Source organism: Amycolatopsis nivea (assembly GCF_004522235.1).
Taxonomy (GTDB): domain Bacteria; phylum Actinomycetota; class Actinomycetes; order Mycobacteriales; family Pseudonocardiaceae; genus Amycolatopsis; species Amycolatopsis nivea.
On the sequence record NZ_SDLT01000002.1, the window covers coordinates 305,179 to 319,310 of the forward strand.

Here is a 14,132-nt window from a genome sequence, read left to right on the forward strand (position 1 = left end):
CCCTCGCCCACCCGGGCGGGGGCTCCTCTCGTTTCTCCAAGACAACTCGCCGCTGCCGGGCCACGATGGACGGCATGACGATGACCTGGGACGACGTGACCGCGTGGGCGCAGGAAGAGCTGCCGGAAACCGAGGTGGCGACCTGGTACCGCACGCCCGCGCTCAAGGTGGCGGGCAAGGGTTACGCGCGGCTGCGCACCGAGGCCGAAGGCGGGCTGGTGCTGTTCGTCGGGCTCGACGAGAAGGCCGCGTTGCTCGCGTCCGGCGATCCGGCCTTCTTCACCACGCCGCACTACGACGGGCACGGCTCGATCCTCGTGCACCTCGACCGCGTCGACCCACAGCAGCTGCGCGAGCTGCTCACCGAGTCCTGGCGGTCGAAAGCCCCGGCGCGGCTCAGCAAATGACGATCGGCTGCGGCGAGTACGTCGTGCTGCGGCTTTCCTCGCGGACCTCGCCGCCGCTGGCCAGGTCGTAGAACACCCGGGTGTCGCTGACGGTGAACCCGGACGCGCCCGGCGACGCGTGGCACTGACCGTCCGGACCAGGTCCCAACTGCACCGGCGGCGGCACCTGGTTCGACGGCGCGCCGCTGCGGCCTTCGACGCGGAAGTGCTTGGTGCCCCAGATCTTCACCGTCACCGAACCGCCGCTTGCGCTCGCCTGGATCACGAAACCGGTCGGATCGTTGTTGGCCAGCTTGAGGTCCACGGCATTGCCGGAACTGTCCACAGCCGCCGCGTCGCGACCCGCTGGGTAGCGGTCGATGAAGTGGTCGTGCGCCGCGTGGCCGCCGTCGCCGAGTCCGGCCAGGTAAGCCGCGTTGTACAAAGTGGACGAAAGCTGCGACAGCCCGCCGCCGGTCACCGACGGCCCGGTGCCGTCCTCGTCGACCGGCGCGGAGGCGTACCCGCCGCCGCGATAGTCGTTGAGGCTGAACGACTCTCCCGGCTTCACGAGGACGCCGTTGATGCGTCCGGCGAGCGTGGCGACGTTGTCCGCGGCCGGACCGCTGAGCCCGCCGGTGGTGTACTCGCCGACGACTTCCTTGACGCCCAGCGCGTTCGCGCCGTCGGTGGTCAGGGTCGGGTGTTTCTGGTCGTAGGCGACCGGCAGATCGCGGCCGGCCGGCTTGGCGAGCACCGCGGTGAGGGTCTTGAAAGTGTTGGCCCAGTTGATCTTTCGGCCGTCCTCGGACGGGGTGACGGCCGGAACGCCGGAGTCGAGGGTGATCTGCGCGTCCTTGCTCTTCGCCTCGGTGGACGCCAAGTCCGGCTGGACGGCCGCGCGCAGCTTCTCCTGGTCGATCCGCAGTTCGAGACCGCCGCCCCCGTTGGGCTGGAACTGGAACGACGACGCGATCGCGGACGGCTCCAGCGTGCTGTCCTTGCCCTCGCCGTGCAGCACGACCGGCGCGGCGACCGCGGGCGCGACCACGGTGTCCAGCAACCGGTGCACGTCAGCGGAGGTGGTTTGGGGCGGGGTGACCGCCATCTTCACCGTGACCCCGCGCGGCGAAAGCCAGTCCGCGACCACGGCTTGCACCGCGGCCGGGACGTCGGACAGCTCCTGGCCCTGGCGCGGCTCGACCGCATACGCGGTGACCCCGTTGTTTTCCTTCGGCGTGAACCCGATGCTGCCCTCGACCAGCGGATGGTTGAGCTGTTTCCCGGCGAGCTGCTGGACCGCGTCGGTCACCTCGAGCTGGTCGCTGCGCGTCACGACGCCTACCTCGCGGGTGGTGAAGAACGACAGCAGCCGGGTGAGCGGGCTCCACGGCTGGTGCCCGGCCTGGGCGAGGGTGCCGGGCCAGTCGAGGCCGAGCCCGGAATCCGCGGGGACGAGCGTCCCGGTGACGTCCCCGGCGTGGACCGCTACCGGACGGGTCAGCCGCGGCTGGAGTTCGGTATGTAGCTTGGCTTCCGCCTCGGCATAGGAGAGGCCGCCGACGTCGATCCCGGCCACCTGCACGCCGCGCGGCACGTCGCCGGCGCTGGTCATCAGGTCGACGGTATAGAGCAGCACGAACAATCCGAGCAGACAGCCGACGATCATGAACGTGCGGCCGACGCGTTTGCGGAACCGGCGGAACGGCGTGTCCGGCGGCGGGGGCGCGTCGGCGACCGCGAAGATCTCCGTGGCCAGATCGGCTTCGCTGACCAGGGCGGGGTCGTTCAGCAGTTCGTCGCTCAGCAGGTCGTCGGCGAAAGCCGACGAACGGTCTTCTTCACGCAACGCCTGCCTCCCCTGGTACGGGAGCTACAGGTAAAGCCCCGTGCCGTGTTCGGTCCGCTCCGTGGCCACCGCGTGGATGTCGCGTTCGCGCATCACCAGGTGGCCTTCGCCCTGGATCTCGACCTCAAGCTGGTCCTCCGGGTTGAACAGAACCCGATCTCCCTGCTTGACGTTCCGCACGCTGTTGCCGACACCCAGTACATCACCCCACACCAGCCTGCGCGCGACTTGCGCGGTGGCGGGAATCACGATGCCGCCGCTGCTGCGGCGCTCGCCTTCCTCCTGCGACAACCGCACGAGGACGCGGTCGTGCAGCATCTGGATCTCGAGCTTGGGCGTGTCCGGCACGCCAGCCATGCTACTGACCGGTTGCCGGAGCCTTGGGCTCGCCCGCCATCATCAGGCTCAGCGACTTCCCCCCTCCGTTCTCGAACCGCACCGGAACGCCCCAGTCCTGCCGGGTGATCCGGCACGCCGGGTGCTCGCCGCCGTCGTCGCAGCTCGCGGCCTGCGCCACTACCTGCAAGACACCTTCGGTCGCGCCTTCGGCGAACTTGATCCGCCGAACGAGATCAGTTCCGACCCCGGCCCCGTCGGCGAGCAGTTCCGGCGGCGACGCGGTGATCTCCAGCCGCGTCGAAGGCCCGTAACGCTCGTCGAGCTTCTCGCCCGGCGGCGGGGCGAAGACGACGGAGAACTCGATCTCGCCGGGCGCGAGCACGGTCGGCGGCCGCCGCACGGCTTGCCGCGTGCCGGCGACGGCGGTCGCCTGGCCATTGCCCCCGAGCGGGGTAACCCGGTTGCCCGCCGACTCCACGACGTACAGCTCGCCGTCGTGGCGCACCAGGCCCTGCGGTTCGGCGAACCCGGTCGCGAGCGTCGTGACGTCGCGGGTGAACGGGTCGTAGCGGCGGATCGCGCCGTTGTAGGTGTCGGCGATCGCGACCCGGCCGTCGGGCAGCACGGCGAGGCCGAGCGGATGCTGCAGCAGCGCCTGGTCGGACGGGCCGTCGGCGTGGCCGAAGGTGAACAGGTCCGTGCCGACCGCGGTGTGCACGGCGAACGACTCGCCGGCCGGTTCGATCCAGCGCAGGGCCGAGGTTTCCGCGTCGACGAGCCACAGTTTCTGGCCGTCCACGGCGAATCCGGACGTCTGTGCGAAGAACGCCTCGTGCACGTCGCCGTCGCGCAGGCCCTCGACGGTGGTGCCGGCGAACCGGCGGATGGCGCCGGAGACCGGGTCGAAGACGCTCAGCGTGTGGTTTCCGGCCATCGCGACGACCACGCCGCCCGCCGGGGCCCACCACGTGACGTCCCACGGGCTGGTGAGGTCGATGTCCAGCGCCTTGCCGGTGTCGGTGCCGTCGCGCCACTGTTTCCCGGTTCCGGCAACGGTTTTCACCTCGCCGGTGTTGAGGTCGAGGCCGCGCAGGCGGTGTCCGGCGGTGTCGGCGACGATCGCGTGGTACCCGGCGCGCTCGGCGACTTCGTTGGGCAGCAAGGCGATTCCGGACGGTTCGGCGAACTGGGCCAGGTCGAACGGCCCGTCCTGCGTCCCGCGCACGCCGCTGCCGAAGCGGCGGATGACGGTCTCGCCGTCCGAAGCGAACTCGACGATGGAGTGATGCCCGGTGTCCGCGACCAGGATCCGCCCGCCCGCGGTGACCACGGCCTTGCTGGGGAAACGCAGTTCCGTGCGCTGCTCCTCGACCGGCACGTACGGGCTGCCGCCGCGCCGGAGCGTGCCCTTCGCCTCGTGCTTGGCGACGAGGTCGGCGATCACGCGGCGTAGCGCCTCGCCGTGGCCTTCGCCCGCCGCGACGTGCACGACGTAGCCCTCGGGGTCGACGACGACCAGCGTCGGCCAGGCCCGTACGGCGTACTGCGACCACAGCTCCATCTTCGGGTCGTTGACCACCGGATGGTGCACCTCGTACCGGCGCACCGCGGCCTCGATCGACGTGCGCTCGCCCTCGCGGCTGAACTTCGGCGAGTGCACCCCGACGGTGACCAGGACGTCGGCGAATTCCTGTTCCAGCGGACGGAGTTCGTCCAGCACGTGCAGGCAGTTGATGCAGCCGCTGGTCCAGAAGTCCAGCAGCACTACGCGTCCGCGCAGTTGCGCCAGAGTCAGCCGGTGGCCGCCGGTGTTGAGCCAGACGTCGCCGGTCAGCTCGGGCGCGCGCACGCGGGCTTGCCGGGCTTGCGGTGAGGAAGTCACGGGAGGAGTGAACTACATTCGGTCACGCAGTGTTCCGTCAACCACGGCTGGAGAGAAGAACCTCACCCCGGCGAGGGAGTTCATTCCGGCGAAAAAGGGCGCGCGGACGCGGGCCGGCGCTACGTACGCTTCGGGCATGACACACGTTCAGCCGGCCGAAGCCTTCACCGTGGAGGAGGCCCGCATCCTGCAGCAGAATCTCGGCGAGCCCTTGCGGCCTGGCCTCACGCCCGCCGAACTGAGCGACGTCGAGGACCAGTTCGGGTTCACCTTTTCCGACGACCACCGGATTTTCCTCACCGCCGGGGTGCCAGTGGGCGACCGCTGGCCCGATTGGCGCCACGGCGACCCGGACCAGCTGCGCAAACGCCTGGACTGGCCGGTCGACGGCGTCCTGTACGACGTGGAGAACAACGACCTGTGGCTGCCCGAATGGGGCGCCCGGCCGCGGTCGATGTGCAACGCGCTGGCGGTCGCGCGACGGCAGCTCGCGACAGTGCCACAGCTGGTGCCCGTGTGCGGGCATCGGTATCTGCCCGCGACGGCCGGGGAATCCGGGTATCCGGTGCTCTCGGTGTACCAGACCGACGTGGTTTATTACGGCTGGGACCTGCGCAGTTACCTGCGGCACGAGTTCGGCGGGGAGCCGCTGGGGGAGGAACCCGCGAACGTCAAGGTCGTGGAGTTCTGGTCCCGGTTCGTGGAGTGAGCGCTACTCGACCGCGCTCTTGAGCCGCGCGAGCGTCTCCTCGATGTTGACGCGGTTGGTCACCGAACGGTCCTTGACCCCGGTGGCCACCACGGTCAGCGGCGTGAACCAGCCGGGCCGCTGGTCCCACATGCTTTCGGTGACGACGCAGCCGTCGTCGGCGGGTTCGATCACGTACTCCCAGCGGGAGACCGGGATCGGCCCGAGCTTGACGTCGAAGGCGAACCGGCGTCCCGCGTCCGCGGCCGTGATGACGACCGTCGTGGACCACCGGCGCACCCCGCGCCGGTTGCTGCCGCGGAATTTCGCGCCGACCGCCGGGCCGGTCGCGCCGCCGAGCCAGCGGTGCCCGCAGTACTCGGTGGCCGCCCCCGCGAGCGCGCCCGGGTCGCTGACCAGCGCGTACACCTTCGCCGGAGCGGCGCTGACCTCGATCTGACCGGTCGCATCAGGACTCACATACCCAGAGTATGCGATCAGGACTCTCTCCGCAGCATCCGGCTGACGCCCGCCGCGACCGTCGTCGCGAGGATCCAGCCGGACGCGGTGAACCCGGCCGCCACCCAGTTGTCCGCGCCGTGCATGTACCAGCGCGACTTGTTGCCGAAGTCGACGATCGGCACCAGCAGGTCGGCGGTGTAGATGACCGGGTTCCATTGCAGGCCGGAGTCCTGCTGGTTGACCAGGCAGCGCGGGCCGCTGGTCATGTAGCGGCCGGTGTGGTCGTTGACGCAGTCGTCCTTGCCGAGGCCGAACCACAGGCTGCCGAGCACCAGCAGCGTGAACAGCCAGCCGAGCGCGCGCACCGGACGGAAGCCGTAGCCGACCATCGACCGTTGCAGCCAGCTCCACGCGCGGACGCCGGGTCCGAAGAACTTGAAGCCCTTGGCGAGCGCTTCGTAGCGGAACTGCTGCTTTCGCAGGGCGACCGTCGAGGCGTGCTCTTCGTTTCCGGCCGCGCGCAGGGTCGCGGCGAGCTGGTCGTAGGGGCCTGGTCGGTAGCCGCGCATTGCCTTGCGCAGCAACTCGATCCGGTGGTCCAGCGCTTTGTCGTCATCGAGGGCGATGCCGTGTTTCAAGGCGTCGTAACGGAAATCATCGAGTTCGAGACCGTCGGTGGCGTTCCAGATCTCCTCGTTGTCGGCCAGCGCACCGCAATGCGCCCTGCGCAACCGCACCGAACCGGTCGGCGGCTCGGCGGGAGAGAGGATGAACTCGTCCGCGGTGACGTCGCTGGCGTCGAGCGCGATGTCGTGCGGGGCAAGGGATCCGAGCTTCGCACCGTTCATGTCGAGCCTTCGCGCGATCTGCGCGCCGTCGAGGTTCACGCCGCCCTCAGCGAGGAACGGACGGTCTTTGTCCTCGGTGAGCACCAGGTCGCGGCCGATCCGCGCGGTACGGATGTCGAGGGAGAAACTGCTCGATTTCCGTTGCCCTGGCTCGGTGAGCAACGTGCCGAACATATTCACGCTGCCGCCGACTTCCGCGCCCTGAAGCCGCAGTGTGCCCTTCACGGTGGCGTCCGTCAGCTGGAAGTTCCCGGAGATTTTGGCCCTGCGCGCGGAAAACGCGTCCCGACCCGGGTGCAGGAACATCGAATTCCAGGCGAGGAAGTTGCCGCCGACCGTGATGTCCGCGAGCCGCAACTGGCCGATCGGCACGCGGAGATTGGTCGCCTCGATGTCGCCGCCGATGGTGGACCCGTCGAGGTGGAGCGCGCGGTCGTAATACGGCGTCGCACGGCCGCGCACCATGGTGATTTCCGCGCCAGCGAGCCTGAGCGATCCGCCGATGCGCGCGTTGACCATCCGCAGGGTGCCGAATGCCCGGAGCCCGTCGGACAACTCGAGATTTCCGTCGACCTTCAGCCGGTCCGCGACCAACGCCGGCCGCGGATCGAGGTACGGATCCCCGGACTTCCACGCGTCCATCACGATCGGACCGCGTTGGTCGACCTCAAGCCGCGCCTCGCGCAGGACGATGTCACTGTCCACAGTGGCGCTCGGCAGGTAGAGGACTCCCTTGGCGGAGAACCTTTTCCGCTCACTCGCCGGACCGTAATTGTCGACCTCGCACAGCAGACTGCCGCCAATGTGCAGCCCGTTCCCGTTGAACGCGAAGCCGTCCGGATTGTCGAACGTCGCCCCGGAAAAGTTCACGTTACCGCCAGTCCGCATGCCCGGCAGCCGCACCTCGCCCTTGGCGACCATGCGATAAGCCAGCAGCGCCCCGGTAATCACCAGGCGGTCACCCTGGATCGCCTTGCCGTGCGGATGGCTGATCGTGGTCCGGGTGAGCACGACCGACCCGTCGATCACCGCGTCGGTGAGATTGACCGCGGCATTGGGCATCCCGCGCTCGCGATCGTCCCCGCGCTGCACGGTGGTCGTCTCCACCTCGAATTCGTCCGCCGCGATTTCCACGGTGCTGCGAATGAGCCGCACATCATTCCGGCTGCGCAAATTGCGCGCCCGCAGTCCGGGAAGCCAGCATTTCCGAAAAACGAGCCCGAGAAGCGTCGCCTCGCGCACGTCCGGCGGATGCTCGAACCGGCAGCGTTCGAATTGGAAGAGAAAATTGAGATCGGCGGCGCGAAGATCGAGAGTGCCGGTGATGTAGGCGTCCTCGACCAGCACGATCGGCGCGTTGGTGGCCTGCCGTCTCCAGCGAAGGATGCCGCTGCTGCCAGGTTTCAGCAGGTCCGCGGCCTTCACCTCGTACCGCTTGTCGGGAACCCCGGCAAACGGATCAAGCGGCGGCAAGGTCGTATCGGTCGGCACGAGCCCCTTCTCCCCACGATCGTCGGCCCTCAGGGAATCGGATCAACGGCGGATGGGCAAGGGGCCGGGCGGAGTAGTGCCCGGTCGTCCTTGTTGGCGGTCACTGACTGCTTGCGGATGACTACCGAATTGATCCACTGTCCGAGCGATCTTGCCCGAACCGCCTTCCGTGCCTGGGCATGGCTGCTATGGTCACTTGCTGAAGCTGATCAAGAACAGAGGGTAGGCCGCCCCCATGAAGCCGCGGCCCGTGCGGGGAGGCACGACAATGCCAGACGGAACGAACAGCGGGCTGCAGGGCGTCCAGAACCAGCTCATCTCGACGGCCCCGACCGCTCCTCCGCCCGGATCCGGGCTCATCGCGGGAGCCAACGCGGCCACGCCGCCACCACCGCCGCCGAATTTCGCGGCCCTCGGGTCAGGCCAGGCCAAAGCGGACTTCGCGGCCGCCTCGTCCAACGGCGGCTGGGAATTCAACCCCGAGGCGATGGACAAGGTGATCCAGCAGCTCGAGGACAGCCTCGACAACGAGTACTCGAGGGCCCGGACCATCGCGATCCAGTTCGCACAGCTCGGCCAGCCGGGTTCGGACACCGTCACGACGGAATACTCGAAGGCCGCGGACCGCGCCACCACCGCGTACAACGAATTTCTCCGCGGAACGGTCGATTACCTGGATTCCTACGTCCAAACCCTCAAAGACATCCGAACCGCTTACGTGAAGCAGGATCACGCCGCGATCGACGCGCTGCGCGGAACCCGAAAGGTCGACTGAATGCGAATTCGTAGCGTCTGCCAACTCGTACTCGCCGGTGGGGGTGCGCTGCTGCTGACGGCGTGCGGAGGCGGCTCGACCGGAGGGCAACCGACCCCCGCGCCAGCCAGTTCTCAACCGGCGGAAGGCATGCTCGCCCCGAAGGTCGCGGTGCCGCTGACCAACACCGCCCAGTACGAGGCCGACCCCTGCTCCGCCCTCCCGACGTCCGAGGTAGAGAAGGCAGGCGGCAAGGTCAAAGGCACCTCTGTCGCTCAGTCGATCGTGGGCAAGTCCTGTCAATGGACATTCGACGGAGGCGGCGGCAACGTCAGCGCCGGCTTCTTCTCCGGGAACAAGCGCGGTCTCAACAGCCTCTACCTGGAGAACCAGGCAGGGAGGCTGACCACGTTCAAGCCGCACGCGCCGATCCTCGGGTACCCGTCGGTCGTTTACAGCAAGGGCGACGAAGGGACCGGCTCGTGCGCGTTGGCGGTGGGGGTGCGCGACGACCTCACCTATACCGTCAACACTCAACTGCGGTCGGGAAGCCCCGCGGTAGCCGACCCGTGCGGGATGGCGGAGAAGCTGGCTGCCGCCGAGATCACCCGGCTGAAGGCAGGTTGAGGTGGCGGTCACCGGTCATGACATTTACAACCAGTTGCACAACCCCGGCGACACGACCGGACTGGACGCGATGGGCGGCGGGTGCGGCGACCTCAAATCCATCCATAACGCGGTAGCCGCCAAGCTCACCGAAAGCCAAGCAGCGCTCAATTCCTTCTGGAAAGGGCAGGCCGCCGAGAGCGGCAAGGCCGGGCTGGCCCCGTTGATCGCCACGTCGCACATCGCGGCGGAAAAGATGGACTCGATGCAGAAGTCCATCGCGGAACAGTCGGCGGCGTTCAACTACGTGAAGAACGCTGTGGTGCCGGTCGCGGAGAGCAGGCCGGATGACCAGAAGCTCTCGGACTACGTCTCGATCGGAGCGAGCGACGACGAGATCGCCGCCGCGGAGTTCGACGACAAGACCAAGAAGAACGTCGAGGCGTACGGCCAGTACCAACAGAGCACCGATCCCCGAACCCAGACCATGCCGATGGACTATCCGGCCGCGCACGATCCGGATGTGTCCTCGACGGGCATCACCCCGGATCCCTCGACGCCTGGGACCGCGACCGGGCGGGTCGGCTCCGGGATTGGCCACCATTCGTCCGGTGGCGGTTCGTCGCACAACTACGGCGGCGGCTACAGCAGTGGGCCCAGCACCTACTCCGCTCCTCCCGGCGCGGCTGGCATGCAGGCACCTCCGCCGCCCGGGCACGGTGGGGGCGTGACTCCGCCCGTTACACCGCCGCCGAATGACAGCACCAGGGCGGCTTGGGCGGATCCCACGCCGCCTCCGTCGACGCCTCCCACTTGGCAGCCGCCGTCCTCGGTGCCGGGCGGCGGGAATCCTGGGACTGGCGGGTTGAACGGTGGTTTCGGCCCGGTCAGCGGGTTCGGTGGCGGCTTCGGGCCGACCGCCGGCGGGAGTGGCAGTGGTGGCTTCGGGCCCGGTGGGTCCGGTTCCGGTGGCGCGGGTAGCAGCGCCGGGCCGCGGGGTCTCGGAGGCGGTACCGGTGTGGGGGCGCTCGGCGAGGGGGCGGGTGCAGCCCGGCCTGGTGCGGGCGGTGCTGGTGCGGCTGGAGCGAAAGGGCAGCCCGGGATGGGCGGCATGGGCGGCGGCGGCAAGGGCGGCAAAGGCCCCGAGGACGAGGAACACCAGCGCAAGATCCTGCTGGCCGAAGAAGACCCGGATTCGATTTTCGGGGGTTACGACGGCAATCGGCCTACGCCGCCGGTGATCGGGGCTTAGCGGAATGGCAAGGGGGAGGGAAAGTCGGTGCTGCGCAAGCCCGTTGAGCTGAGCCTGCAAACCTTCGAAGTGCTGCTGGAACGCCTGAACCTCGGCGACATCCACCCGACGCTCGTCCGCGGCGCTCTGTGGTACTCGCCGGAGGAAAGGCGGCAACTTGCTGCTGACACCGACCGGGAGCTGCACAATGTCGGTCTGATGCAGCGCGGACGGCTCAGCGACGAGTTCGTCGAGACGATGCATCTGCTGCAGCGGCCGGGTGTCGAGTACTACTCGTGGGTCAAATCGGAGCGTGGCGAGCGAACGGTGCGTGCCGCCGCGAGCGGTCGGGACACGGCGACTGTTGTTGCGGTGAACCAGAAGTTGTATATCGCGCCGTGTTCGGCGGATAGGTTGGTTCGGGAGTTCATCGCGCTGCTGCCGGAGGCTCCGGCCGCGCGGGTTCTTTCGCTTAACTGTTCCGACGAGGACCTGAATCTGGTCAAGAGCGGCAGCCAGCCGTCTGGGCGGACGAGTCCGAGTGTTCGGGATGCCAAGCAGGTATTGCAGTGGCTTGACAAGCCGCACACGTACTTTGGGCGGCTGTACGTCGCGGTCCGGGACAGTCGCGGGAAGCGGCGGCGTAACGAGAATCCGCCGGGGTGGGCGGATATGGAGGAGGGGCGGATCCTGTTCGGGGTGGACAAATCCGGATGGATCAGCTTGGCCGGGGCTGGGCCGCAGGAGATGGCTAAGAAGGTGCAGCAGTTGGAGAATGAGTTACGTTCTGGACGGTGACCCGCCCGCCACCGCTGACAGGTTCTCTACATTGCCCAGCTGGACACCGGAAATCCGCCACCTGAAGTCCACACACCGCTCATAAAAAGGCCGCCCGGATAATCTCCGGGCGGCCTCCACAAAACCTCAAGCGTTCGGATTCAACACCCGCGCAAGGAACGACTTCGTCCGTTCATGCTTCGGATCCCCGATCACCTCATCCGGAGAACCGGACTCCACGACAACCCCACCGTCCATGAAGAAGACCTTGTCGGCTACCTCGCGGGCGAACTGCATTTCGTGGGTCACCACGACCATCGTCATGCCGTCCTTCGCCAGTTGGCGCATGACGCCCAGGACGTCGCCCACCAGCTCCGGGTCCAATGCGGACGTTGGCTCGTCGAAGAGCATCAGCTTCGGTTGCATCGCCAGCGCGCGTGCGATGGCGACCCGTTGCTGCTGGCCGCCCGAAAGCTGGCCGGGGTAGGAACGGGCCTTGTCTGCCAGGCCGACTCGGCCCAGCAGTTCCAAGGCCCGCTCCCGGACCTGTGCCTTCGGTTCCCGGCGGACCTGGACCGGGGCCTCCATGACGTTTTCCAGCGCTGTCATGTGCGGGAACAGATTAAACCGCTGGAAAACCATACCGATGTTCTTGCGCTGCGCCGCGATTTCCTTGTCCCGCAGCTCGTGCAACCGGCCGCCGTGTTCGCGGTAGCCGACTAGCACTCCGTCGACATACAGTCTGCCCGCGTCGATTTTCTCCAGGTGGTTGATACAGCGCAGCAGGGTGGACTTGCCGGAACCGGACGGGCCGATCAGGCAGAGGACCTCGCGGTCGTGCACTTCCAGATCGATGCCCTTGAGCACGTCCAGGGAGCCGAAGCTCTTGCACACCTTTTGCGCGGAAACGACGGGAGTCACTGGACGCTACCTCCGCTTCCGCTGCCGCCGCTGCCGAAGCGGAAGCCCAGCATTCGCGACCCCCACTTGTTCCGCTGTGCGGTCGCCCGTGAAGTGCCGCGGGCGAAATACCGCTCGATGTAAAGCTGCACGATCGTCAGCACCGACGTCATGAACAAATACCACGTCGCCGCGACGATCAGCAGCGGGACTGTCTTGTAGTTCTGCGAATAAATCGTCTGCGCCGACACGAACAGCTCGAAGTATCCGATGACGACGACCAGCGACGTGGTCTTCAACATCGAGATGGTCTCGTTGCCGGTGGGCGGGATGATCACCCGCATCGCCTGCGGCAGGATGATCCGGCGCAAGGTCTTGCCCCGGCTCATGCCCAGTGCGGACGACGCTTCCAGCTGACCGCTGTCGACGGACTGGAGACCGCCGCGGACGATTTCCGCCATGTACGCCGCCTCGTTCAGGCCGAGGCCCAGCAACGAGGCGACGAACTGGTTGATCAGCGTGTTCGTGTCCCAGCTGATGAAGGTCGGCCCGAACGGAATGCCGAGTCCGATCTTCGGGTACGCCAGCGCCAGGAAGTTCCAGATCACCAGCTGAGCGATCAACGGCGTGCCGCGGAACAACCAAATGTAAATCGACGCCGCGCCCGACATCAGCAGGTTCGGCGACAGTCGCATCACCGCGAGCAGTACGCCGCCGACAATGCCGATGAGCATCGAGAGCACCGTGAGCAGCAACGTGTTCCGCAGGCCGTTGATAATCCGGCCGTCGAAGAGGTACTCGCCGACGACCGGCCACTGCAACGCGGAATTCGTGACCACGCTGCGGATCACGATGAACGCGACGAACACGATGATCACGCCGGCGATCCAGCGTCCGTAATGCCGGACCGGGACCGCCTTGATCGGGGTGGTGTCGACCTCCTGCCAGGAATCGGCGGGGCCGGGGGGAGTGGACACGAGTAACTAAGTCCTCAGTTTCGTCAGGAAGCGGACGGGTTGATCTCCGACTTGGTGATGGCACCGGAACCCGACAAGCCCCACTTGTCGAGGATCTTCTTGTAGATTCCGCTGTCGATCAGCTTCTGCACGGCGCCCTGGATCGCCTTGCCGAACTCGCCGCTGCCCTTCGGCAGCACGATCCCGTACGGCGCGGTGTCGTACGGCGCGCCCGCGGACTCGAGCTGGCCGCCGGTCTGCTTCACCGCGTAGTCGATCACCGGCGAGTCGGCGAGCTCGGCCTGCACGCGCTTCGCGGTCAGCGCCAGGTTCACGTCGGTCTGCGCCTGGAACTGGGTGATGTTGATCGGCTGCTTGCCCGCCTTGGTGCACGCGGTGTTGCGCTTGCCGAGATCGTCGACCTGCGTGGTGCCCTTCTGCACGGCCACATTCTTACCGCACAGGTCGTCCACCGACAGTTTGTCCGGATTGCCCTTGAGCACCGCGAGCGAGGTGCCGGCGCTGTAGTACGAGATCATGTCGACGGTCTGCATCCGCTCGGCGTTGATCGTGAACGACGAGATGCCCATTTCGTACTTCTTCGCCGAAATACCGGGAATGATGCCGTCGAACGCCGAGTTCTGGAACTCCGTCTGCACGCCGAGCACCTGGCCGACCGCGGTGGCGAGGTCGACGTCGAAGCCGGTCGCCTTGCCGTTCTCGACGAATTCGTTCGGCGGGTAGGTCTGGTCCTGCCCGATCACGATCTTGCCGTCGGCCTTGATGTCGGCGGGCACCATCCCGGCCAGCGCCGCGTCCTTCTGCGCGGTCGGCGCCGCTTCGCCGCCGGGAGCCTGGCTGGCGCCGGCGTCGGTGCCGCCGGCTCCGTTGCCGCCCGCGCCGCACGCCATCGTCATGCCGACCAGCGCGAAAGCGGGGAGAAGGGCGAGCGCCTTCATTTGC

The 14,132-nt window shown here is 67.5% G+C and carries 14 protein-coding genes; 6 read left to right on the forward strand and 8 right to left on the reverse strand.

Annotation, left to right across the window (positions count from 1 at the left end; translation table 11 throughout):
- Window positions 1-65 precede the first annotated feature (65 nt).
- Complete coding sequence (locus EIZ44_RS03605; RefSeq protein WP_439098580.1) at window positions 66-407, forward strand: MmcQ/YjbR family DNA-binding protein; 342 nt, start codon at window positions 66-68, stop codon at window positions 405-407.
- On the opposite strand, the gene EIZ44_RS03610 is transcribed toward EIZ44_RS03605, so the two are convergent.
- Genes EIZ44_RS03610 through EIZ44_RS03620 form a run of 3 tightly spaced genes read right to left on the reverse strand, consistent with a single transcriptional unit; the run spans window position 397 to window position 4,423 of the window.
- On the reverse strand, window positions 397-2,235 hold the full coding sequence (locus EIZ44_RS03610; RefSeq protein ID WP_134727718.1) for a VanW family protein: 1,839 nt from the start codon (window positions 2,233-2,235) through the stop codon (window positions 397-399). The genes EIZ44_RS03605 and EIZ44_RS03610 overlap by 11 nt on opposite strands.
- Before the next feature lie 24 nt (window positions 2,236-2,259).
- Window positions 2,260-2,592: a GroES family chaperonin gene (locus EIZ44_RS03615; protein WP_037808959.1), complete on the reverse strand. Its 333-nt coding sequence runs from the start codon at window positions 2,590-2,592 to the stop codon at window positions 2,260-2,262.
- Window position 2,593: 1 nt separating this feature from the next.
- Window positions 2,594-4,423 (reverse strand): thioredoxin-like domain-containing protein, encoded by a 1,830-nt coding sequence (locus tag EIZ44_RS03620; RefSeq protein ID WP_134727766.1) that lies wholly within the window; start codon window positions 4,421-4,423, stop codon window positions 2,594-2,596.
- A gap of 169 nt (window positions 4,424-4,592) precedes the next feature.
- On the opposite strand from EIZ44_RS03620, the gene EIZ44_RS03625 reads away from it, so the two are divergent.
- The gene (locus EIZ44_RS03625; protein WP_037809419.1) at window positions 4,593-5,165 is read left to right on the forward strand and encodes a hypothetical protein; all 573 of its coding nucleotides are present in this window, start codon (window positions 4,593-4,595) and stop codon (window positions 5,163-5,165) included.
- A 3-nt stretch (window positions 5,166-5,168) separates the two neighbouring features.
- Here the strand turns inward: EIZ44_RS03625 and EIZ44_RS03630 are convergent, their stop codons facing one another.
- Window positions 5,169-5,624 (reverse strand): SRPBCC family protein, encoded by a 456-nt coding sequence (locus EIZ44_RS03630; protein ID WP_134727719.1) that lies wholly within the window; start codon window positions 5,622-5,624, stop codon window positions 5,169-5,171.
- Between the two features lie 17 nt (window positions 5,625-5,641).
- Window positions 5,642-7,945: a hypothetical protein gene (locus EIZ44_RS03635; RefSeq protein WP_037808961.1), complete on the reverse strand. Its 2,304-nt coding sequence runs from the start codon at window positions 7,943-7,945 to the stop codon at window positions 5,642-5,644.
- A 268-nt stretch (window positions 7,946-8,213) separates the two neighbouring features.
- Between EIZ44_RS03635 and EIZ44_RS03640 the strand changes: the two genes are divergently transcribed.
- Genes EIZ44_RS03640 through EIZ44_RS03655 form a run of 4 tightly spaced genes read left to right on the forward strand, consistent with a single transcriptional unit; the run spans window position 8,214 to window position 11,334 of the window.
- The gene (locus EIZ44_RS03640) at window positions 8,214-8,720 is read left to right on the forward strand and encodes a hypothetical protein (RefSeq protein WP_134727720.1); all 507 of its coding nucleotides are present in this window, start codon (window positions 8,214-8,216) and stop codon (window positions 8,718-8,720) included.
- Entirely contained in the window at window positions 8,721-9,326 is a 606-nt protein-coding gene (locus EIZ44_RS03645) for a DUF3558 domain-containing protein (RefSeq protein WP_134727721.1), read from the forward strand.
- A gap of 1 nt (window position 9,327) precedes the next feature.
- Entirely contained in the window at window positions 9,328-10,557 is a 1,230-nt protein-coding gene (locus tag EIZ44_RS03650) for a hypothetical protein (protein ID WP_134727722.1), read from the forward strand.
- A gap of 27 nt (window positions 10,558-10,584) precedes the next feature.
- A complete protein-coding gene (locus EIZ44_RS03655; protein WP_134727723.1) occupies window positions 10,585-11,334 on the forward strand; it encodes an ESX secretion-associated protein EspG in 750 nt (249 codons plus the stop codon).
- A gap of 126 nt (window positions 11,335-11,460) precedes the next feature.
- On the opposite strand, the gene EIZ44_RS03660 is transcribed toward EIZ44_RS03655, so the two are convergent.
- From EIZ44_RS03660 to EIZ44_RS03670, 3 genes are read right to left on the reverse strand one after another with little or no spacing between them, the layout of a single operon-like run.
- Window positions 11,461-12,234 (reverse strand): amino acid ABC transporter ATP-binding protein, encoded by a 774-nt coding sequence (locus EIZ44_RS03660; RefSeq protein WP_134727724.1) that lies wholly within the window; start codon window positions 12,232-12,234, stop codon window positions 11,461-11,463.
- Window positions 12,231-13,190: an amino acid ABC transporter permease gene (locus EIZ44_RS03665; RefSeq protein ID WP_037808969.1), complete on the reverse strand. Its 960-nt coding sequence runs from the start codon at window positions 13,188-13,190 to the stop codon at window positions 12,231-12,233. Before EIZ44_RS03665 ends, EIZ44_RS03660 begins: the two co-directional genes overlap by 4 nt.
- A gap of 23 nt (window positions 13,191-13,213) precedes the next feature.
- On the reverse strand, window positions 13,214-14,128 hold the full coding sequence (locus EIZ44_RS03670; RefSeq protein WP_037808971.1) for an ABC transporter substrate-binding protein: 915 nt from the start codon (window positions 14,126-14,128) through the stop codon (window positions 13,214-13,216).
- Window positions 14,129-14,132 lie beyond the last annotated feature (4 nt).

Bases quoted from the DNA above. Each gene is read 5' to 3' on its own strand.
- EIZ44_RS03605 (WP_439098580.1), top strand. From the start codon at position 66: ATGGACGGCATGACGATGACCTGGGACGACGTGACCGCGTGGGCGCAG.
- EIZ44_RS03615 (WP_037808959.1), bottom strand. From the start codon at position 2,592: ATGGCTGGCGTGCCGGACACGCCCAAGCTCGAGATCCAGATGCTGCAC.
- EIZ44_RS03625 (WP_037809419.1), top strand. From the start codon at position 4,593: ATGACACACGTTCAGCCGGCCGAAGCCTTCACCGTGGAGGAGGCCCGC.
- EIZ44_RS03640 (WP_134727720.1), top strand. From the start codon at position 8,214: ATGCCAGACGGAACGAACAGCGGGCTGCAGGGCGTCCAGAACCAGCTC.
- EIZ44_RS03645 (WP_134727721.1), top strand. From the start codon at position 8,721: ATGCGAATTCGTAGCGTCTGCCAACTCGTACTCGCCGGTGGGGGTGCG.
- EIZ44_RS03670 (WP_037808971.1), bottom strand. From the start codon at position 14,128: ATGAAGGCGCTCGCCCTTCTCCCCGCTTTCGCGCTGGTCGGCATGACG.